The sequence below is a fragment of the Kribbella orskensis genome (genome assembly GCF_004342085.1).
Classification (GTDB): domain Bacteria; phylum Actinomycetota; class Actinomycetes; order Propionibacteriales; family Kribbellaceae; genus Kribbella; species Kribbella orskensis.
In genome coordinates this window covers 517,312-536,316 of record NZ_SLWM01000001.1, presented here as the reverse complement: position 1 = coordinate 536,316, position 19,005 = coordinate 517,312, and the positions used below count along the sequence as shown (strand labels likewise).

General features: G+C 68.7%; 20 protein-coding genes. 12 read left to right on the top strand and 8 right to left on the bottom strand.

Going from position 1 to position 19,005, the window contains the following annotated elements:
- The first annotated feature begins 38 nt into the window (after positions 1 to 38).
- Positions 39 to 1,097: a glycoside hydrolase family 130 protein gene (locus tag EV644_RS02665; protein ID WP_241997804.1), complete on the top strand. Its 1,059-nt coding sequence runs from the start codon at positions 39 to 41 to the stop codon at positions 1,095 to 1,097.
- Between the two features lie 116 nt (positions 1,098 to 1,213).
- The gene (locus EV644_RS02660; protein WP_241997806.1) at positions 1,214 to 3,109 is read left to right on the top strand and encodes a hypothetical protein; all 1,896 of its coding nucleotides are present in this window, start codon (positions 1,214 to 1,216) and stop codon (positions 3,107 to 3,109) included.
- 61 nt (positions 3,110 to 3,170) lie between these two features.
- Here EV644_RS02660 and EV644_RS02655 read toward each other — a convergent pair whose 3' ends face one another.
- The 4 genes from EV644_RS02655 to EV644_RS45125 all read right to left on the bottom strand — a co-directional run bounded on the left by EV644_RS02655 (position 3,171) and on the right by EV644_RS45125 (position 6,577).
- Complete coding sequence (locus EV644_RS02655; protein WP_132187125.1) at positions 3,171 to 4,214, bottom strand: aminoglycoside phosphotransferase family protein; 1,044 nt, start codon at positions 4,212 to 4,214, stop codon at positions 3,171 to 3,173.
- A gap of 9 nt (positions 4,215 to 4,223) precedes the next feature.
- On the bottom strand, positions 4,224 to 4,913 hold the full coding sequence (locus EV644_RS02650) for a helix-turn-helix transcriptional regulator (protein ID WP_241997808.1): 690 nt from the start codon (positions 4,911 to 4,913) through the stop codon (positions 4,224 to 4,226).
- 46 nt (positions 4,914 to 4,959) lie between these two features.
- Positions 4,960 to 5,394, bottom strand: a complete 435-nt coding sequence (locus EV644_RS02645; RefSeq protein ID WP_132187126.1) for an Rv3235 family protein — start codon at positions 5,392 to 5,394, stop codon at positions 4,960 to 4,962.
- Positions 5,395 to 5,614: 220 nt separating this feature from the next.
- The gene (locus tag EV644_RS45125) at positions 5,615 to 6,577 is read right to left on the bottom strand and encodes a LysM peptidoglycan-binding domain-containing protein (RefSeq protein WP_199239606.1); all 963 of its coding nucleotides are present in this window, start codon (positions 6,575 to 6,577) and stop codon (positions 5,615 to 5,617) included.
- A 175-nt stretch (positions 6,578 to 6,752) separates the two neighbouring features.
- On the opposite strand from EV644_RS45125, the gene EV644_RS02635 reads away from it, so the two are divergent.
- Positions 6,753 to 7,298, top strand: coding sequence for a hypothetical protein (locus EV644_RS02635; protein WP_132187127.1), 546 nt, complete (start codon positions 6,753 to 6,755; stop codon positions 7,296 to 7,298).
- Here the strand turns inward: EV644_RS02635 and EV644_RS02630 are convergent.
- A complete protein-coding gene (locus tag EV644_RS02630; RefSeq protein ID WP_132187128.1) occupies positions 7,295 to 7,549 on the bottom strand; it encodes a helix-turn-helix domain-containing protein in 255 nt (84 codons plus the stop codon). The two genes, EV644_RS02635 and EV644_RS02630, sit on opposite strands and share 4 nt — an antisense overlap.
- 190 nt (positions 7,550 to 7,739) lie before the next feature.
- Between EV644_RS02630 and EV644_RS02625 the strand changes: the two genes are divergently transcribed.
- The 5 genes from EV644_RS02625 to EV644_RS02605 all read left to right on the top strand — a co-directional run bounded on the left by EV644_RS02625 (position 7,740) and on the right by EV644_RS02605 (position 12,530).
- Positions 7,740 to 8,402: a CpaB family protein gene (locus EV644_RS02625; RefSeq protein ID WP_132187129.1), complete on the top strand. Its 663-nt coding sequence runs from the start codon at positions 7,740 to 7,742 to the stop codon at positions 8,400 to 8,402.
- Complete coding sequence (locus EV644_RS02620) at positions 8,402 to 9,679, top strand: CpaE/TadZ family protein (protein ID WP_132187130.1); 1,278 nt, start codon at positions 8,402 to 8,404, stop codon at positions 9,677 to 9,679. Before EV644_RS02625 ends, EV644_RS02620 begins: the two co-directional genes overlap by 1 nt.
- 112 nt (positions 9,680 to 9,791) lie before the next feature.
- Positions 9,792 to 10,580 (top strand): DUF4097 family beta strand repeat-containing protein, encoded by a 789-nt coding sequence (locus EV644_RS02615; protein ID WP_132187131.1) that lies wholly within the window; start codon positions 9,792 to 9,794, stop codon positions 10,578 to 10,580.
- A gap of 67 nt (positions 10,581 to 10,647) precedes the next feature.
- Positions 10,648 to 11,304 carry an HAD family hydrolase gene (locus EV644_RS02610; protein WP_132187132.1) on the top strand — a complete coding sequence of 219 codons (657 nt, stop codon included), beginning with the start codon at positions 10,648 to 10,650 and terminating at the stop codon, positions 11,302 to 11,304.
- Between the two features lie 2 nt (positions 11,305 to 11,306).
- Positions 11,307 to 12,530, top strand: a complete 1,224-nt coding sequence (locus tag EV644_RS02605; protein ID WP_132187635.1) for a glycosyltransferase 87 family protein — start codon at positions 11,307 to 11,309, stop codon at positions 12,528 to 12,530.
- On the opposite strand, the gene EV644_RS02600 is transcribed toward EV644_RS02605, so the two are convergent.
- The 3 genes from EV644_RS02600 to EV644_RS02590 form a co-directional block, all read right to left on the bottom strand.
- Positions 12,493 to 13,230 (bottom strand): nucleotidyltransferase domain-containing protein, encoded by a 738-nt coding sequence (locus tag EV644_RS02600; RefSeq protein WP_132187133.1) that lies wholly within the window; start codon positions 13,228 to 13,230, stop codon positions 12,493 to 12,495. The genes EV644_RS02605 and EV644_RS02600 overlap by 38 nt on opposite strands.
- 171 nt (positions 13,231 to 13,401) lie before the next feature.
- Positions 13,402 to 14,676, bottom strand: coding sequence for a hypothetical protein (locus EV644_RS02595; RefSeq protein WP_370451402.1), 1,275 nt, complete (start codon positions 14,674 to 14,676; stop codon positions 13,402 to 13,404).
- An 83-nt stretch (positions 14,677 to 14,759) separates the two neighbouring features.
- Positions 14,760 to 15,251: a cupredoxin domain-containing protein gene (locus tag EV644_RS02590; RefSeq protein WP_132187134.1), complete on the bottom strand. Its 492-nt coding sequence runs from the start codon at positions 15,249 to 15,251 to the stop codon at positions 14,760 to 14,762.
- Positions 15,252 to 15,470: 219 nt separating this feature from the next.
- On the opposite strand from EV644_RS02590, the gene EV644_RS02585 reads away from it, so the two are divergent.
- The 4 genes from EV644_RS02585 to EV644_RS02570 all read left to right on the top strand — a co-directional run bounded on the left by EV644_RS02585 (position 15,471) and on the right by EV644_RS02570 (position 18,977).
- On the top strand, positions 15,471 to 16,934 hold the full coding sequence (locus tag EV644_RS02585; RefSeq protein WP_132187135.1) for a WS/DGAT/MGAT family O-acyltransferase: 1,464 nt from the start codon (positions 15,471 to 15,473) through the stop codon (positions 16,932 to 16,934).
- Entirely contained in the window at positions 16,931 to 17,458 is a 528-nt protein-coding gene (locus EV644_RS02580; RefSeq protein WP_241997810.1) for a DUF6912 family protein, read from the top strand. Before EV644_RS02585 ends, EV644_RS02580 begins: the two co-directional genes overlap by 4 nt.
- A gap of 29 nt (positions 17,459 to 17,487) precedes the next feature.
- Complete coding sequence (gene ku, locus EV644_RS02575) at positions 17,488 to 18,432, top strand: non-homologous end joining protein Ku (RefSeq protein WP_132187136.1); 945 nt, start codon at positions 17,488 to 17,490, stop codon at positions 18,430 to 18,432.
- A gap of 122 nt (positions 18,433 to 18,554) precedes the next feature.
- On the top strand, positions 18,555 to 18,977 hold the full coding sequence (locus EV644_RS02570) for a VOC family protein (protein ID WP_132187137.1): 423 nt from the start codon (positions 18,555 to 18,557) through the stop codon (positions 18,975 to 18,977).
- Positions 18,978 to 19,005 lie beyond the last annotated feature (28 nt).

The following is a 19,005-nucleotide window of genomic DNA, read 5'->3' as shown; positions in this document are numbered from 1 at the left end:
CGAACCCCTTCGTTTTCTGTTGTGAAAGGTCTTTCGCTGTGACTGTTCCCTATAGCCTGACGCGCCTCGGTGTCGTGATGACGCCGGAGCCGGGCAACGACCTCGAGTCCGAGGGCGTGCTGAACCCGGCCTCCGGCCACACCCCCGACGGCACTCTGTACCTGCTGCCGCGACTGGTTGCTCCTGGCAACGTATCCCGCGTCGGCCTGGCCGCCGTCGAGCTCACCGACGGCGTACCGACCGGCGTGACCCGCGAGGGCATCGTGCTCGCCCCCGACGAGGGGTGGGAGCGTGGCCTGAACAACGCCGGTGTCGAGGATCCCCGGGTGACCTGGATCCCGTCGCTGGGCAAGCATGTGATGACGTACGTCGCCTACGGGCCGCTCGGGCCGAAGCCCGCGCTCGCCGTGTCGGACGACCTGCGGAACTGGACCCGGCTGGGCCCGCTGCACTTCGAGTACCAGCCGGACCTGGACACCGATCTGAACCTGTTCCCGAACAAGGACACCGTGTTCTTCCCCGAGCCGGTCCCCGGGCCGGACGGCGAACCGGCGTACGCGATGCTGCACCGGCCGATGTGGGATCTGGGCTGGTTCCGCGAGGGCGAGGGCGTGCACCTGCCGGCCGGGATCAAGGACGACCGCCCGGGGATCTGGGTGTCGTTCGTGCCGGTCTCCGAGGTCGAGCGAGGCATCGAGAACCTGGTGCACCTGCGCCACCACCGGCTGGTGGCGATGTCGGAGCACCCGTTCGAGGAACTCAAGATCGGGGCCGGTCCGGCGCCGCTGCGGGTTCCCGAGGGGTGGCTGGTGATCCACCACGGTGTGACGGGTGACCAGCCCAAGGGCTTCGACCCGACGACCCAGAAGGTCAGCTACGCGGCCGGTGCGCTGCTGCTCGACTTCAACGATGTGACGAAGGTGCTGGATCGGACCGCTGAGCCGATTCTCGTGCCGGAGACCGAAGAGGAACGAATCGGGACCGTCGGGAACGTCGTGTTCCCGACAGCTATCGAGGAGGTCGACGGCGTGCACTACGTCTTCTACGGAATGGCCGACGCCAAGATCGGCGTCGCTCGCCTGGACCGGCTGCAATGATCGCCTCTCGCAGGACCGTCCTCGGTGGCGCGCTGGCTGTCGCCGCCTCGACTGGTGTCACACTGCCTGCTTCAGCTTCTGCTTCGGCTTTGGCTTCTGCGGGTGCTGCTTCGGCTTTGACGAATCTGGCGCACATCGACTTTCTGGGTGCCGAGGTCTCGCCGCCTGCCCAGGCAGGGCACGCGACGTACGGGTCGGGTCCGATCGGTGTGTTGTGGACGTACGCCGACCGCCGGGCTGACGGGTCCTACGCCCGGGTCGGTGGTGGTGCGTACGACCCGGCCACGAACACCTGGGGTCAGGGTGCCTTCAACGCGGACGACATCTCCCGGGCTGCTGTGGTCTACCTGCGGCACTACAAGCTCCGCGGCGACCGGCACAGCCGGGACACGGCTTACGGGTTGCTGCGTGGGTTGACGTATCTGCAGACGGCCACAGGTCAGTTCGCCGGCAACGTGGTGCTCTGGATGCAGCCGGACGGCACGTTGAACCCCAGCGCCGAGCCGGTCGAGCTACCGGACCCGTCGGACTCCGGACCGGCGTACTGGCTGGCTCGGACGGTCTGGGCGCTCGGCGAGGGCTATGCGGTCTTCCGGACGGTTGACCCGGGGTTTGCCGCCTTCCTGCGTGCTCGGCTCGAGTTGGCCATTGCTGCGCTGGAGCGGCAGGTCCTGGTTCGCTACGGCGACTGGAACGTGGTCGACGGTCGCCGCGTGCCGGCTTGGCTCATCGTGAACGGTGCAGACGCCACCTCCGAGGCTGTGCTGGGTCTGGCGGCCTACGTGCGAGCAGGTGGGTCTGCCCGCGCTCGACGGGCCTTGACGCAGTTCGCCGAAGGGGTGGCTGCCATGGGCGCGGGAGACAGCGATACGTGGCCGTTCCGTGCGCTGCTTCCTTGGGGCGAGTCGATCTCGGTCTGGCACGCCTGGGGCGCCCAGATGCCCTCCGCCCTCGCCGCCGCATCCTCCGTACTGCGCTCGTCGCGGCTGCTGGAGCCTGCCATCGGGGACACCGCCGGCTTCACCCCACTGCTCATGACTGCGGGTGGTCCCGACAACGGCTGGCTCCCGGCACCGATCGACCGCACCCAGATCGCGTACGGCGTGGACGCCCGGTTGCAGGGTCTCCTGGCCGTCGCAGGTGCAGGGGAACGTCCCGGTCTGCGGCAGGTGGCTGCCTTCGTCGCAGCCTGGTACTTCGGCGCCAACCGAGCAGGGGAGGCCACCTACGATCCGGCGACTGGTCGTACCTTCGACGGCATCTCCGGCGACGGCACGATCAACCGCAACTCCGGCGCCGAGTCCACCATCCACGGGCTTCTCTCGATGCTGGCCCTCGACCGCTCGCCGGAGTTGGCCGGACTGGCTCAGACGCTTGGTGCTGGCTCTCGGGCAACTTCCGGTCTCCAGGTGGTCGAAGCCGAGTCCGCCACCCTCTCCGGTGGTGCTGCGGTGGTCACGCCGCCGTCCGCCTGGACTGGCGAATCTCAATGGAGCAACGGGTCCTACGTCTCGCTGCCGGCCGGCGGACGCCTCTCGCTGACGGTTGCGGCTTCCGACCAGGCTCGGTTGGTCGCTCCAATTGTCGATCTGGTCGCTGATCGTGAGGCCGGCCGCACGCAGTGGTCCTCGGCCCGGTCCTTGGGCTCGATCGACCACGGTGCCGGTGGTCCGCAGGGCATCTCGGCCGCTCCGGGTGCTCTGCTGCCCGTCACGCTGTCGGGGTCACTCCCCAGCGGTGCCACGCAACTCAACGCTGTGTCGAGCAGTGGGCCTAACCGTGTCGATGCAGTGCTTCTGCTTCCGCTGATCTCCACGCTGCGTCTGGCCACGGCAACTCTGCTGGCCAGCGTCGATTCCCATCCTCGAACGCACCAGGTCGAGGTGGGCACCACCAACCGCCACGTCGTTTCCAGCTACGACCGCAGCGGCAAGCTCCGCTTCCGCACCACGACGCACGCTTCAACCGTCATGGCTCCTGTCCTACCCGGCGGCTTCACGGTCATCATCTAGCGCTTGTCACGCTGACGGCGACCGGACACTCACCCGGTCGCCGTCGGCCTTCTCACTGGGCTCAGCTCGAGGTACTGAGGGCTTCGGCGGTCCAGGTGGCGAGGAAGGAGAGTGCCTGGCCGCGTTGGTGGAAGAGGTACTGGGAGTCGGCTTGTTGGTGGTAGGCGTTATGGCTGGGTTCTGAGGCTCGGCCGAGGAGTCCGGGGAGGAGCCACGCGTACTTGACTCCGGATGCCATCACGGCCAGGCGAGCCACATCGGGATCGCCTCGCCAGCCACCTTCGCGGAGACCTTCGAGGTAGTTGTCTGTGCAGGTCTCGGCCAGTTCAGCGATCCGCTCGGCCGGCCAGAAGAGGTCGAAGACGGCGTCCGGGATGTGGTTGCCGATGTCCTCGCCGAGGGCGCCGTCGCCGGTGAACGCCCAGTCCAGCAAGGCGATCTCACCAGTGGACCTGCGGATCGCGTTGCAGACCCACAGATCGAGGTGACACCGCGCCCGCGGCAGGCCCTCGACCAGCGTGAGCAATTCATTGCGATGGGCAACCAGCTCGACCCAGCCGGATCTGAGCCCGGCAGGCCAGTTCTCGGCGATCAACGGCTGCTTCCAGGCCGCGTCGTCATCGAGCAAGGTCCACGGCACGTCCCGAGTCGTGGAGTAGTCGCGGAGAAATCCGACCGAGGTCCACGCCACCTCATCCGCGGGCCTCGCCTGCCACCGCCCACACGCTCGCGACAGTGCCGAGTGATCGTCCAGAGCGAACTCCGTGCCAGGCAGACCTTCGATGTCCTCCAGGTAGAGAACCGCGCCGCCGGGGTGTTCTTCGACTTCGACGTCGGGCAGTACGAGACCCGTGCCGGCGAGCTGCTCGCGCAGTCGGTCGTCCCGGTAGACCTCCAACTCGCGCCGCCAGTAGTTCCAGTGCCGCGGATCCACGGATGTCTTCCAGGGACCTTCCGTGCCGGTCGGTTCCTGCAGTTCCTTGCGGATCAGCGTGTGTCCCTCCGCGTCCGTGATCCGTTCGACCGTCGCGGTGACCGCGTTCAACGGGTTGTGCCGCAGGGCCGTGGCGGTCGTGGCTCCGGCTGCGCGTTGGGAGAAGCTCATGCCTGATTGTCAGGCGAGGAGGGTTCTCGGTGGGACTCCGGCCAACGCCTTGACGTCGCGGGTGAAGTGAGCCTGGTCCGCGTACCCGGTGCGGGCGGCAACCTCGGCGAGCGAGAGCCCTGTGCGCGCCCGGTCGAGTGCCAGGTTCATCCGGAGGACCCGGTCGAGCATCTTCGGCCCGTAGCCGAAGGCGTCCAGGCACCGGCGATGCAACTGCCGCTCACTAAGCCCGACATCCCCCGCCAGAGCAGGTACTGCAACGCCGCGGCGGATGCCACGCAGTACATGGCTCACCAGGCGGTCCGGTTCGTTGAAGAGGTCGGCGACGGCATCCTCGAGTGTCGTCGTGGGATCGGGTGACCTTCCGATCCGATCCGCCAACCGACGGCTGAGCCCCGGCGACCAAAGGTCCGACAAAGCAACTCGCCGGTCGAGGATCTCCTTGGCGGGCACTCCAAGGAAGCCCGGTGCGGTCCCCGGCGCGAACCGGATGGCGGCGTAGCGGGTGCCCGGCTCGGCGGTCCCGAGGTAGGCCCGCGTATCGGGCCCGGCGACCACCAGCTTTCCCTCGACCCAGAGCAAGTCCATGCACCCGTCCGGCAGGATCCGGTACGGCCCGCCGTCCGTCGTACGCGTCCACACCACGGCCCCCGGCATCCGGGCGACCCGCTCGCGATACGGCTGCACCACTTGACTCACTCCACCAGTCTGAGTGCGCCCACCGACAATTTCGTCGCTGGGGAGGTCAGCCGAGTTCGAGGGCGGTGCAGATCCAGCGGCCGCGGTGTACCTCGAGGCGGAGGGCCATCGCACGGGAGCGGTCGCCGTACCGGACGTGGGCGGCGACTTCGGCGATCTCGGTGGCCGGCGTGAACACGTGGACCGAGCGGACTGCGCTGCGCTCCTTGGCGCCGCGGGCGGTGGCGGTGGTGGTCAGGCCGAGCACGCGGACCCGGCGGCTCACGTCGGCGAACACCACCGTGTCGGTGAACCGCACCAACTGACCGATCGGCCGGTCACCCGCGAGCACCTCGGCCAGCGCCTGAACCAGCCGAGGAGCCCACGCCTGGGCGTCGGGCAACGACGGCCCACTAGGTACCAGCCGCAGCACAGGCCGAGCCGGCGCGACCTGCACCTCCGGAACATCCTGATACCGCAGAGCCAGCGCCCCATCCGTCACCGGCCCACGCTGAGCCTCGCCCTTCGCCCCCCTAACAGGAAGCCGAGTCGGCGCCGCCGGCTGACTCGGGTTGGCGTCGGACCTAGGCAGTGTGGCGACGGGCTGGTCTGGGGTGTCGGGAAGTCGGACCTCCGTCTGCGCTTCGGCCTCAGGCGGCTGGGGTGCTGTGACGGGGGTGGAGGTCAGGGGGACGGCGACGAGGTGGGGGGACTGACTCATGTCACTTCTCCTGATGGGTAGGCGGCACGGGCTGGACGGGCGTGGGTGCCGGCGTGCGGAGCACCTGGCCGGGGTGGATGAGGTCGGGGTCGGGGCCGATCAGTTGGCGGTTCACCGCGTACCACTGCGGCCAGCGGGTCGCGATCGCCTCGTCCGTCGCCGCCGGGCCGAGCTCTGCGGCAGCGATGGACCACAGCGACTCTCCGGGCTGGACCACGTGCGAAGCCGGCTGGACCTGCTGCCCCGTCTTGAGGTCGGTGTACCGCGTGGCGGCTCCCGAGGTAGGCCGATCCGGCACAGCCACCTGATCCGGCCCCGACGTCCGCGCCGAGCCGCGATCGGCCGGTACTGCGGGCAGCGTGGCGCTGCGGCCTGTCGGGTTCGCCGAGTCGCCGGTGAGGCTCAGCCCTGATGGCACCTCGGGTACTGAGGTGCGGCCGGTCAGGCCTTCGCCGGGGGCTGCGGAGTGCGGGTGTGCTGAAGGGGACTGCTGGGCGGGGCGGATGGTGGTCAGGCGGAGGGTGGATGGGGGTTCGGTGGCTCGCCAGTCGGTGGGGGCGCCGGTGAGTTGGATGGTGGAGCCGGGTTCGACTGAGGTCCAGGGGCGTTGGTGGTTGCCGTCGCCGGGAGTGGCATGAGCGACGCCGATCGTCAGCGGGGTGACGGCGGCGACGCCCAGGGCTGAGCGGAGCAGCGCTCGGGAGCTCTGCGAGGTGATCCGGGTGGCGACGATCGAGGCGGAGCGGCCAACGACGCCCGGCACCTGCTCCAGCACCGTGGCCAGTACGGCGATCAGCAGCCAGCCACAGGCGACCCACGCGACCGATCCGACGGCCAGGGATGCCATCGAGGTCAGGTCCTGCGTGGTGGCGGCGCCGATGGAGTCGGCGGTGACCCACCGCAGCAGCAGGCCGATCCCGCCCAGTGCGCCGAGCGCGAGAAGCCCTTTCAGACCCCGGATCATTGCGTTCACCTCGTTTCGCCCTCGATCTATGTGTTTGCGTGAGTTTGCCTGGGCTTGATCAATATAGACCGGCCTAGCCCGCCTTTGGCAAGTCGAAATCAGACGAAAGTGTCACGGATGGTGAGTCCGCCGCACGGAAAGTGGCGATGACCGCTCGACCGAGTAGGTTCGCGGCATGCGTCTGGAAGCCCTGTTCGAGGATCTGGAGTCCCAGTTCGAGGCGATGCAGGACGGCGATCTGTACGGCGAGGTGGCCGACCGGATCCGCGCCGAGGTCGGCAAGATCACCGTGCTCGACCGGCTGCGCGGCGCGGTCGGCACCGTCGTACGGGTCGAGCTCACCCTCGCCGATCCGGTCCAGGGCAAGCTCAGCCGGGTCGGCAAGGACTGCCTGTTGCTCGAGGCCGAGCGCTACGAGGAGTGGTTGATCCCGGACACCGCTCTCACGGCGGTCCACCAGTTGGGTCCGTGGGCGGAGCCTGCCGAGGGTGCCGTCGCCGCGAAGCTAGGTCTGGCGCACCTGCTGCGGGGGATCGCCCGGGACCGTTCTCCCGTGACGTTGTTCTGTGGTGGAACCCCGGTCACCGGCACGATCGACCGGGTCGGCGCCGACTTCCTGGAGCTCGCGGAGCACCCGCTGGACGCACCGCGCCGGCGTACCGAGGTCTACAACACCCGACTCGTCCCCACCCGCGCCCTGGACGCAGTACGCCGTCGTTAGCTGCGGACGTCCTCGGAGCCGGAGACCTCGGCCTCTTCGCCGAAGGGGTGGGTGTCGATGAACTGCTTGGTCTCGGTGTAGAGCCGTTCGATGTACTTCTCCAGCTCGGACGACTCCACCCGCCACTGGCCCCGGCCGCCGATCTTGACCGCCGGGATGTCGCCGCGACGGACCAGCGCATACACCTGGTTGGCCGAGATGTTCAGCACCTCGGCGACGTCGGACAGCTGGAGGAAGCGCGGAGCCGGCATGCGTGCTGTTCCCCTTCGAGTCGGTGACGGGCTGATTGCTTCAGTTTGCCACGGTTGGCATCCGGATCAGCCAGTTTGTCCCCAGGCGCCCTCTTCCTGTGGATGGCGGTCAACGGCCGGACCGCGGACACGGCAGAATGTCGTCGCCAAGAGCGATCAGGCGGTAACCGAGAATTTCTGGGGAGTTCGAGTGGCCGACAGTCCAGTGGTGCGGAGCGGGTTCGCTGCGCCGTCCACACCGACCCTGCGCAACCGGCGGGCCCGATGGAAGGACGGTCGCCTGCTGCTCGGTGTGCTGCTCGTCGCCATCACCGCGCTCGGTGGCGCCAAACTGCTGTCGGCCGCGGACGACACCACCGCCATCTGGGCCGCGGAGCGGGATCTGCCGGCCGGCACCAAGCTGACCAGCCGGGACCTCACCACGGTCCGCGTCCGCTTCACCAGCGACGCGGCCGCCGGCCAGTACGTCGCCGCTGACGCTGATCTCAAGGGCCTGGTCGTCACCCGGGCGGTCAGCAAGGGCGAGTTCGTCCCGAGGCAGGCCGCGGTCACCCAGGCGGACAGCGTGCGCACCGAACTACCACTGTCGATCGCGACCGGCCGTCTCCCCGCGGACACAGCGGCCGGGGACCACGTCGACATCTGGGTGGTGCCGAAGGCAGCCGACCAGCCGGCCAAGCAACTCTGGGCCGAGGTCCGCGTGATCCAGGTGGACACCGCGAAGGGCGTGGCCGGCGGATCCTCCCGACGGCAGGTCCTGGTCGGCCTCGAGCCGAGAGAGCTGACGAGACTCCCCGCAGCGCTGGCCATGATGAGTACTGGTGAGCCAGTGCTGATCCGGCGGGGCCGCTGATGTCGGTACCAGTCCTCCTCGCGGTGACTGGCGCGCCGTGGGAGGCCGACGTCGTACGCCGGGCCGAAAGAGCGCAGGGGATCCGTGTAGTCCGTAGGTGCGTGGACATCGCCGACGTGATGGCCGCGGCGGCTAGTGGACAGGCCAGGGCGGTCCTGCTCGCAGAAGACCTTCCCAGGTTGACGTCTGACGCAGTAGCCGCTCTGCACGCGAGACACATCGCCGTGCTCGCACTGGTCGATCCGTCTGACAACGGTGAGCCCACCGGCGCCGAGGACAGGCTGAGCCGGATGGGGATCGAGCGGATCCTCCCGGCGGACGTCAGCGCCGAGGACCTCGGCCGGGCGATCACCGACGCGGTGGAGTCCGGACCGCCGGCCACCGTGTCGCACTTCGCCGGCGGGTTCGTTCCCCTCTCGAGCGAGACCGTGGCCAATCCCGAACGAAACGGCTACGAGCCGTACGGTCAGGGAGCCGGCCGAGTCATCGCCGTCTGGGGTCCCACCGGCGCACCGGGCCGCAGTACGGTCGCGGTCGGATTGGCCACCGAGTTGGCAGCGCGCGGGGTCTCCACGCTGCTTGCCGACGCCGACGTGTACGGCGGGACGGTGGCTCAGCTGCTGGGCATGCTCGACGAGACCTCCGGGCTCGCCGCGGCGGCGCGGTCGGCCAGCGGCGGTTCGCTCGACGTGGCGGTGCTCGCCCGGCAGGCGAGGCAGGTCGGGCCGCACCTGCTCGTGCTGACAGGCTTGAGCCGCGCCGACCGGTGGACCGAGCTCCGCCCGACGGCGATCGAGTCGGTCTGGTCCACGGCCAGGAATCTCGCGCCCTGCACGGTGGTCGACGCGGGCTTCTGCATCGAGAGCGACGAGGAGATCTCGTTCGACACTCTCGCGCCCCGGCGCAACGGGGCGACCCTGGCCACCCTGGAGGAGGCCGACGAGGTGATCGTGGTCGGGACCGCCGACCCGGTCGGTCTCACCCGGCTGATCCGTGCGCTGCACGAGCTCCGAGCGGTGGTCCCGTCGGCGAACACCCGGGTCGTGGTGAACAGGGTTCGCTCAGGGTCGCTGGGGAGTTCCCCTGCCGATGCCGTGGCGGAGGCGCTCAGCCGGTACGCCGGAGTACAGGCGGCGGCGTTGCTGCCGTTCGACCAGGCGGCGTGTGACGCTGCGCTGTCGCACGGGCGAAGCCTGATCGACGCGGCGAAGTCGAGCAAGCTCCGCAAGGGGATGCAGCAGCTGGCGGCGGGGGTTCTCAGGGATCTCCTCAGTTGATTTAGGGGGGAAAACCCCACCGACAACGGACAGGGGATATGCCAGGGTTGACGAAGCGGTCACCGGCCGTGGGAGCAGCAGAGCGGTAGAGCAGCAGCGCCAGGGGAGAGTCATGTCCGAGGTCCAGGGCCGTCCGGCCAGCACGATGAGTACCGAGCGCAGATACGGCATCGCGATCTCGGTCGCCCTGATCCTCGGCGGTCTCTACTGGGCCCTCACCGGCCTGACCGAGGGCACCAAGAACAGCCAGGACACCTACCCCGTGCAGGGCACTTCCCTGTCGATCGAGACCAGCTCGACCGATCTCGAGGTGCGGTCCGGCGATGTCAGTGAGATCACCGTGGACCGGCGGTTCGAGCGCAACGTGTTCGGCTCGGACCCGAAGGACAAGTACAAGGACGGCAAGCTGGAGATCCGTGACACCGGCTGCGGATTCCTGTCCTTCGGCTGCGACACGGAGTACGTGGTGACCGTGCCGAAGGATCTGAAGGTGAGCGTCGACAGCAGCAGCGGCGACCTGAAGGTGACCGGGCTGGCGGGCGGCGCCGACCTGAAGTCGAACTCGGGCAACATCGAGGCGCAACAGATCGGCGGGATGCTGACGCTGGAGTCCTCCTCGGGAGATCTCGAGGCCTACGACCTGACCGCGTCGTCGGTGAAGAGCGACAGCAGTTCGGGCGATGTCGACCTGGCCTTCACCGAGGCGCCGTCGTCGGTGGATGCGAAGACCAGTTCCGGCGACGTGACGGTCCTCCTGCCCAGCGGTGACGAGGCGTACAAGGTCGACACCGACACGTCGTCGGGTGACGAGTCCGCCAACGTGAAGATCGACCCCTCCGCGCTCCGGACGATCAAGGCGGAGACGTCCTCTGGTGACGTCACGGTGGAGTACTACCGCTGAGTGACCGCCGGGGACCGCCCGTATGTCCCCGGGGGACCGGCCGTATGTCCTGAGTAGTCTTGCGCGCATGCCTGACGACAAGCCCGACCTGCGCGGCCTGCTGGTGGACTGGGGCGGCGTGCTCACCGACGGTCTCGACGTGGCGCTGGGCCGGTGGGCTGAGCTGGACGACCTCGACTTCGACGCCTACTACCAGGCGATCGTCGACTGGCTGGCCACGACGCCGGCCGAGGCCGAGCTGAACCCGATCCACGCGCTCGAGCGCGGTCAGATCGCGGTCCCCGACTTCGAGCGCAAACTCGCCGCCGTGCTGATCCGGCGCGACGGCACCCCGGTCCCGGCCGAGGGCCTGATCGAGCGGATGTTCGCGCACTTCGAGCACCAGCCGCAGATGTCCGCGCTGATCCGGCGGGCCAAGTCGCACGGCATCAGGACCGCGCTGCTGTCCAACTCGTGGGGCAACACCTACCCGCGCGACACCTGGGACGGCATGTTCGACGACATCGTCATCTCCGGCGAGGTCGGACTGCGCAAACCGGAGCCGGAGATCTTCCAGCTCGCGGCCGAGCGGATCGGCCTGCGCCCCGCGCAGTGCGTCTTCATCGACGACCTCGAGCTCAACGTCGACGGCGCCCGCACGCTCGGCATGACCGCCATCCACCACACCTCGTACGACGAGACGCGGCGCGAGCTGGAGTCCTTGTTCGGAGTCGACCTGACGTGACCATGACCTCCAGCTCGCGAACCACCGACCGGCGCTGGATCGTCGCCGCCATCCTGGGCTGCGCGATCTTCGTCACTCTCGGCGCCTGGGCCTATGGGCTCTTCGACGGCATGATCGACCTGCAGGTCTACCGGATGGGCGGCTCGGTCCTGCTCGACCGCGAGTCCCTGTACGACGCGGAACTGCCGGGCTCGGGTCTTCCGTTCACCTATCCACCGTTCGCGGCGATCGCGATGGTGCCGCTGGCGGCGGTTCCCTGGGGTGTCGCCCTGGTGGTCTGGACGACGATCTCGGTGCTGTCCATCGGGCTGATCTGGCGCGCCAGCCTCCCGGCGACGGCCTGGTCCCTGCTGCCCGGGCAGTGGCGCGAGCGGCGGATCGTAGTGCTGGCGGCGTTGACGGGTTTGTCGTTGCTGCTCGAGCCGGTCTGGCAGACGATCCAGTTCGGCCAGATCAACCTGTTGCTCACCGCAATGATCCTGCTGGACCTGGTCCGGCCGGCGAACGCGAAGTGGCGTGGGTTCTGGGTCGGGGTCACGATCGGGGTGAAGCTGACGCCGCTGCCATTCCTGGCGTTCCTGCTGATCACCAAGCAGTGGCGGGCCTTCCGGAACGCGGTGCTCGGACTGCTCGCGACGATGGCGATCGGCTTCGCGGTGGTGCCGAACCAGTCCTGGGAGTACTGGACGGTCGTCATCCGCAACGCCAACCGCGTCGGCGGTCTGGCCTACACGGCGAACCAGTCGTTCATGGGATTCCTCAGCCGGCTCGGCGACGAGGCGTCCTGGGTCGAGCCGACCTGGTTCCTGCTGTCGGCGCTCTTCGGCCTGGCCGTGCTCTGGCTGGCGCGTCGTTTCTGGCTTGCCGACGAACGGGTCACCGCGATCTCGGTGATGGCCCTGGCCGTGCTGTACGCGTCACCGGTCTCGTGGAGCCACCACTGGGTCTGGATCATCCCGCTCGGCGTCAGCCTGATCCGCGCGGTCAACCGCCAGTGGGGCTACCGACCGGCCGTCGTCACGGGCATCCTTTGGTACGGCCTGTTCGTGCTCAGGTCGATCTGGTGGGTCCCGTACCGCGACGACCGCGAGCTGAGCTGGTCGTTCTGGCAGTCGATCCCCGGCAACTCCCATCTGATCCTCGGCATGATCGCCTTCCTCGTCCTGGCCTACACCAGCCGTTCGCTGCCTAAACCAGCGCCCGCAAAGGCAAAGTCAACCGTCTAGCCAGGTCCTGGTCGACGTAGGCGATCTCGGTCAGCAGTACTGCGACCGCGGCGCGGAAGGCGCGGGTGAGCTCGTCCTGGTCGAGTGAGCGGACCAAGGTTGCCGTGATGGGGCCGGTGGTAGCCGCAGGCAACAGGTGGAGACCGCGCCCCTGCGATGAGGTGACGCCGTGCCGAAGGCAGGCCAGCGCTAGCACCTGGTCGCGAACACCACTGATCATGTACTCCGCCTGCCACACCTTGCCGCGAGCGATACTCGACCGAGCGTGCAGGGCATACAGCCACCCCATCGAGGCCAGGTCGACCGCCGCCGGCTCCTGCGCCTGCTCCTGCGCGACCGCCTCCCCGAACAACAGCCGGAAGGTCGGCGCGTAGGCGCCGAACTCCTCCGCGGGCGCGAAGGCGATGTCCACCTGCAAGGTGTTCTCCAGCAGGAACACCCGATAGTTCGTCCCCCGCCGACCCATGTCCATGTGGTGCACACACCCGTACTCCCGATACATGCGGGCAGTCCAGTCGGCGATCACCTCCCCCTGATCCGCCCCTTCGACCAGTCCGAAGGCCAGGTCGATGTCAGACCACTCGTCCTCAGCGCCAACAGCCCCGGACCCGGTCAGAGCGGCGCCACTGATCCTGCTGTCCGCCTTGGCCGCCGCAACGAGTTCGTCCCGCAGCTGCTCGCGATCCCGCACACTGAACATCCCGCCAACCTAACCCCGAGCCCGACGGCCGACGTATTTGGCCGGGCGGGGTTGGGCAGGCCTTGGTGGACGGACAGCTGTCGAAGGCTCGGGTCACTCATCGTGGGCGGGGTGCGGCACGCACGGCCACTCGGCCGGATGTCCCGCGCCCAGGCGGCGCGGGACGTAGTACTAGGCGGAGAACAGGAGAAGCAATCCGCCGACTGTGTAGCCGACCATGACGATCAGCAGGGGGATTTGGCCGGCTAGGGCTTTGTTGCGGGGGAAGAGGGCTACTGCTCGGTCGTGGGCTGAGACGACGCCCATCAGGTGGCCGCCTACTACTGCTAGGACCTGGATGACGGCGATCGTGGTGCTGTGGTTGGTGATACCGGTGTTGAGGCCGAGCAGGCCGGTGCCGAAGATGTTGGCGCCGTTGCTCAGCGGATCGCTGAGGTAGATCAGCGTCCGTTGGCCTTCCAAGATCAGCAGGGTCAGGTAGTGCGCGACGACGTACCCGAAGGCGATCGGTATGACGGAGTGGGCGAACAGCCTCGGCAGCGTTCGACGAGAGCTGTCGGACAGCCGACCGGCAAGCAGGGTCGCACTCGTGAACGTCACCAACACGAACAGGATGAACGCGAGCAGTGCCAAGGTGCCCAGCGTGGTCATCGAGTAGTCGGTGTTCTGTGCCCAACCGATCCACGCGGTCGAGTTCGAGAACCCGTCGTACGCCGTTGAGCCGAGCAGGGCGGCCACCATGCCGACGAGGCCGGGTTGTGGCTTCAGGCCGTCGAGATTCTCCAGTGGGCGGCGGATCACCAGGGCACCGTCCGTGCGGCGGCCCCAGGGGGACAGCCGGGACATCAGCGTGGCGTAGACCTCGAACGGGTCGGCCGTGGAGAACCAGCGGTCGCCGAAGAGGATCGCGCCGAACAGCATGATCACGACGTACAGGGCGAGCCAGGCCTGGAGTACTGGCAGGGTGGCCCGGTCGGGGGCGACCAGTTCCAGCCAGGTGAAGACGAAGATGCCGACTGCCGCCGGCCAGAGTCCGAGCCCCGCGGGCAGCTCGAACAGACCCTTGGAAGGTGATTGCCGCAGCAGTTTGCTGATCAGCAGGTGGATCGTCCGGAGCGGGTTCAGGGTCCGCCAGACCGGGCCGAGCAGGATCGAGATCGGGACCAGGCCGACCCAGACCAGGATGTAGACGAAGCCGAAGATCGGGTTCGTCAGCCGGTCCACGCCGAACAGCAGCGCGACCATCGCGTAGAGGAAGATCGCCAGCCCGACCAGGCGGACGAACCAGCGGAAGCCGGACGAGTCGACCGTCCGGGTGATTGCGGCAGGCAACGGCTTGCCGGAGGCGTTGCCGCGGTACCTCGGGTTCCGCCAGGCCACGGCGAGGATCGCGAACGACAGCGCGATCGCGACCGCGGCGCCACCGACTGCCAGGCCGAACGGCATCGGCAGGTCCTGCCGGCCGCCGATCCCGTGCAGCGGGAGCAGCAGCGGCGTCACCAGTTGCGCGGGGAGAAGCAGCAGGGCGGTCACGAGACGACGAGCTTGGCGACCAGCTTGCCGCTCTCGTGGGTCTCGACCTCGAAGGTGCCCTTCATGTCCGCGGTGAACTTCACCGAGGCGGGCTTGCCCGGGGCCAGTTCGAGCTCCTTGTCGTAGCCGTGGATGTGCAGCTCGTCCGCGGTGTCGCTGACGGCGGTGACCAGCACGGTCTGGCCGGCCTTCACCTTGATGCTCGCACCGCTCGGGTTGACCTTGCCGTTGGCAACGGTGACGTTGACCGTGACATCGGCCTGCTCGCCGGACGGGTCCGCGGTGTTCGACGGCGTGTTCGACTTCGGTCCGCTCGGCGTGCTCGGGGTGCCACTCGGCGACTCGGTCGGGGACGCGGTGGGCGCGACCGACGGGCTGGGGCTCGAGCCGGCTCCCGAGTCGTCGCCTCCGCCGCAGCCGGCCAGAACCAGCATGCCGAGGGCGGGCAGGAGCGCGAGCGCGGTACCGCGGGAGAGCGTCGAACGCATGAGACGAGGGGCCTTTCAGCGGGTCGGTTCCAGTACGCGGGCGCGTGACGCACCCTCTTGCCTGACGAACGCGCCCGGTCCAGTGTTCCCGGTATGCACCATCGGTCGTGTCACGATCGCTGTGGGCCACGTCCGCCTCGCCCAGCCAGTGTCGCAGGCCACTGTCCGTGGACACCGTTAGGGTGACTGCACACGAACCTGAGGAGTAAGGAGGGCTGGATGCCGGACCGGTTGACGTCGCTGGACCTGACCTTCCTGAAGGCCGAGAGTCCGGCCACGCCGATGCACGTCGGCACCGTGGACATCTTCGAGCCGCCGGTGCACGGCGACGACGGGTTCGACTACGAGCGCCTGGTCGCGCTGATCCGTGACCGGATCGCCTTCGTGCCGCGGTACCGGCAGCGCGTCCAGAACGTGCCGGGCCGTTTCGCCGGGCCCGTCTGGGTCGACGACGAAGACTTCGACATCACCTTCCACGTACGGCGCTCCGCCCTGCCCCGGCCGGGGACGCACGCCCAGCTGCTCGAGCTGGTCGCCCGGATCATGTCGCGGCGGCTCGACCGGGCCAGGCCGCTGTGGGAGATGTACCTGGTCGAGGGGCTGCAGGGGGACCGGTTCGCGATCATCTCCAAGTCCCACCAGGCGCTTGTCGACGGCACCAGCACGGTCGACATCGGCCAGGTGGTGCTCGACTCGACCGCCCACCCGCGGGACACGCCGACCGACACCTGGCAGCCCGCGCACCCGCCGTCCGCGCTGGAGTTGCTCGCCGGGGTGTTCGCCGACGCCACCCGGCACCCGACCGCGGTGCTGGAGCTGGCGCGGGCCGAGATGGCCAGCCTGACCGGGTCCACCTCGGTCCGTGAGGTGCTCGGTGACGTGGTCGGCTCGGTGGTCGCGCAGCGGCACGTCCAGGAGAGCTCGCTGCACGTGAAGACGTCCGGTCAGCGCCGGTTCACCACCGTCCAGACGGATCTCGAGGACTACCGGACGGTCCGCGCGATGCACGGAGGCACGGTGAACGACGTGGTCCTGGCGGTCGTCGCGGGCGCGTTGCGCGCCTGGATGATGACCCGGGGTGAGAGCGTCAGCCCGACCCGTGGCGTCCGCGCGGTCGTGCCGGTCAGCATCCGCGACGACGATGACGAGGAGCCGACGTCGCTCGGCTCCCAGGTGATCTCGTCGACGGTGAACCTGCCGGTCGGGGAGAACTCGCCGGTGATGCGGCTGCACCAGATCTCGTACCAGACGAAGGTGCACAAGGACACCGGCCGGGCCGTGAGCGCCCGCTCGCTGGTCGGCATCGCAGGCTTCGCGCCGACCACCCTGCACGCGCTCGCCGCCCGGGTGGCCACCGCGACCGTGCGGCCGATCGACGACGTGGTGATCACGAACGTGCCCGGCCCGCAGTTCCCGCTGTACGCACAGGGCGCGCCCATGCTCGCGTCGTACCCGGTGGTCCCGCTGATGCCCGGGCAGGGCCTGTCGGTGGGCGTCACGTCGTACGACGGGAAGGTGTCCTTCGGGCTGAACGCGGACCGGACGGCGATGCCGGATCTGGCCGTGTTCGCCCAGTGCGTCACCGACGCGCTCGACGAGTTGCTCGACACCACCAAGGGGAGCCGGAACCGTGCCTCGCGCGGCCGGAAGAATCCTCGCAGCACGAAGAAGGCGGACTCATGATGAGGATCTACGTCCCATCGACCATTCCCCTGCTCGACGCCGCCTGTCATGCCGGGGAGATCGGCCCGGCGCCGCTGACGGCGTACGCCGTGACGCCTGCGCTGCGCGAGTGGTACTCCGGCGGCGACGACGAGGAGCTCGAGTACGCCGCGATGGCGCAGGCAGCGCGAGCCTCGGTCGGGCTGCTCGCGGCCGACCCGAGCGCGGTGCGTCGACGAGTGGTCATCGCCTGCGAGGTCGGCGCGGTCCCGCCGGCCGACGGCACGGTGGAGCTGGGTGACGCCCGGTTGGAGATGCACGTGGTGATCCCGTGGACGAAGGTGGCCGCAGTACACGTGGACGCGGTGGCAGCCGCCGGGGTCGTCGGCAAGGCAGCTGACACTTGGGACGCCGCTCAGAATGGTGATGAGGACGCGGTTTTCGCCCTCGACTCGTGCGAGGGTGAAGATCTGTTGTGGTACGCGACCCAGGAGATCCCGGATCTCCTCGCCGCGGAAGGCCCGCGCGGCGGGCTCCGAGCCTGACCGGTTGAGCTGACAGGGAGCTGATGGCGATGCAGGCGATCTGGAAGGGTGCCATCTCGTTCGGGATGGTGACGATCCCGATCAAGGTGTTCTCGGCGACGGAGGAGAAGGACATCTCCTTCCGGCAGGTCCACGTCGCGGACGGCGGCCGGATCCGGTACAAGCGCGTCTGCCAGGAGTGCGGCGAGGAAGTCCCGTACTCCGACATCGGCAAGGGCTACGAGATGGCCGACGGCCGGATGGTGGTGCTCGAGCCGGAGGACTTCGCCGACCTGCCGTTGTCCAGCAAGAAGGTCATCGACGTGCTGGAGTTCGTGCCGTCCGACCAGGTCGATCCGCTCTACCTGGGCAAGTCGTACTACCTGGCGGCCGACGGCGGTCCCGGCGCGAAGCCGTACGTGCTGCTCCGGGACGCGCTGGAGGGCTCCGAGCTGTACGCGCTGGTGAAGGTGGCGTTGCGCTCGCGGGAGAGCCTCGGGTTGCTGCGCACCCACGACAACGTGCTCGTCCTGCAGGTGATGCTCTGGCCGGACGAGGTCCGCGACTCCTCCTTCGCGGCGCCGTCCGAGGACGTGGAGATCCGCAAGCAGGAGAAGGCGATGGCCGAGTCGTACATCGACACCCTGCGCGGGGAGTTCGACCCGGACCAGTACCACGACGAGTACCGGCAGGCGCTCGAGCAGGTCGTCGACGCGAAGGCCGCCGGCGTACCGATCCCGGAGGCCGAGGAAGAGGAGACCGAGGGAGCCGAGGTCGTCGACCTGGTGGCCGCGCTCCGTGCCTCGGTGGAGGCAGCCAAGGCACGTCGCGCGGGTGGCGGCTCGGGCGGTGGCGGCAAGGGCGACGCGGAGGAGAAGCCTGCCGCCAAGAAGTCCGCCCCCGCAGCGAGGAAGGCTCCGGCCAAGAAGGCCGCCGCCAAGAAGGCCCCGGCCAAGAAGACCGCGGCCAAGAAGGCAGCGAAGAAGTCCGCCTGACGACTCCGGGTGGCCGGAGGATCTCAGCCGGTGAATTTCCGGGAGATCCTCCGGAAACACCTGCCCGATCACACGGTGCTGTGGGATCTTTGGCGGACTGTTCCTGAGGCGAGAGGCCCGTCATGAGCGAGAACCCGATCGAGAACCCGACGGCGGCGGTCGAGGCGGGTGTCTACCTGCTCGAACTCGTGCCGGTCCCCGTCACCGACATCGACCGGGCCAAGGCGTTCTACTCCGAGAAGGCCGGCTTCAAGGTCGACGTCGACGTCACCCCGGCGGACGGGGTACGGATCGTCCAGTTGACGCCGCCTGGTTCGTACTGCTCGATCACCCTGAGCTCGGGTCTCCCCACCCTCGACATGCCGGCCGGCTCGATCCGGGGCCTTCACCTGGTGGTCGCGGATATCGAAGCGTCCCGCGCTGAACTGATCGGCCGCGGCGTCGACGTCGCGCCGGTGGAGGACATGGGCGGCGTGTTCTACGCGTCGTTCGCCGATCCGGATGGCAATACCTGGACCCTCCAGCACATGCCCTGGCGTCCCTGAGAGGACACGCCTGATCCAGCTCTCGTCA